This is a genomic window from Aestuariivita sp., assembly GCF_021404545.1.
In the GTDB taxonomy this organism is placed as follows: domain Bacteria; phylum Pseudomonadota; class Alphaproteobacteria; order Rhodobacterales; family Rhodobacteraceae; genus Aestuariivita.
On the sequence record NZ_JAAWWD010000106.1, the window covers coordinates 1 to 1,097 of the forward strand.

1 pseudogene is annotated in these 1,097 nt (G+C 56.5%); it reads right to left on the reverse strand.

Features of this window, described 5'->3' with window-relative positions:
* A pseudogene (locus HEP69_RS23660) lies at nucleotides 1–703 on the reverse strand (ABC transporter ATP-binding protein); the annotation flags it as partial.
* Nucleotides 704–1,097 lie beyond the last annotated feature (394 nt).

A 1,097-nucleotide genomic window follows, 5' to 3' on the forward strand; every position in this document is an offset into this window, starting at 1 on the left:
TGCCCAAGCCCCGGCCGCACGCCCCGGCCTTTCCGTCCCCCCGTCATTCAACACGACGATCTCGTCGGCTAACGCGAGCCCCTCATCCTGGCCGTGGGTTACGTGCAGAAAGGTGATGCCCAACGCGCGCTGTAGTTTCTTCAACTCGCTGCGCATCCGAACGCGCAGGAACGGATCAAGCGCTGACAGCGGCTCATCCAGCAAGAGCACCTTGGGGTCAGTGATCAGCGCGCGTGCCAAAGCAACGCGCTGTTGTTGGCCCCCAGAAAGCTGTGCAGGTAGACGGTCAGCCAGATTTAGCATGTCTACAAGTTCCAGAAGCTCATTGGCGCGGGCGTGGCGCGTCGCCTTGTTCACCCCTTTCATGCGCAGCGAAAATGCCACGTTTTCGCGCACCGACAGATGCGGAAAGAGCGCATAGTTCTGAAACATCATGGCCGAACCGCCCTGCCCGGGGGGAAGCGGAGAACACGACGGCCCGCACACGATTAAAAGAGACACGTCCCTAACATCCAAATGCCCCTTCGCTGACGTCCTCATGCCCTGCGATCATGCCCAGTGTTGATGATTTCCCACAGCCGGACGGACCCAAAAGGCAGACATAGCTGCCTTTTACAAAGACATGATTCAAATCACGCACTGCAACCGTATCGCCATAGCGCTTGGTCAGGTGCACCAATTCAAGATCATACCCCGTTCGCATAAAGGCCCCCATACCGTCATCTGCAATGACCCTGCGCTTTGAATTGCGAGTGCGGCAGAGTTTTCGCGGGCGGGAGGGCGCAAAAACCGGCGCCGCCCGTTTTATGGGCCTCTGGCAGCGGGTGGCGCTTAAAAATCAGAACATTTTTGTATACAATATTGTCTCAAATCGCGAAACCCACTGTTCTACTTGTCCCTTTCCATGCGAATCGGAAAAAGACATACTCAGGGGCAAACAATCGGCGAAGGACCCATGACCAAGATCGAGATCACAAATTGGACCAGCCACGCGGACATCCTAGACCTTGAAATGGCGATCCACGAACATCGCATTCCCCCCGGACCCAACATTGGCGAAGAGGAAATGGGCGAGGCTTATGGATTCACCCACCCCA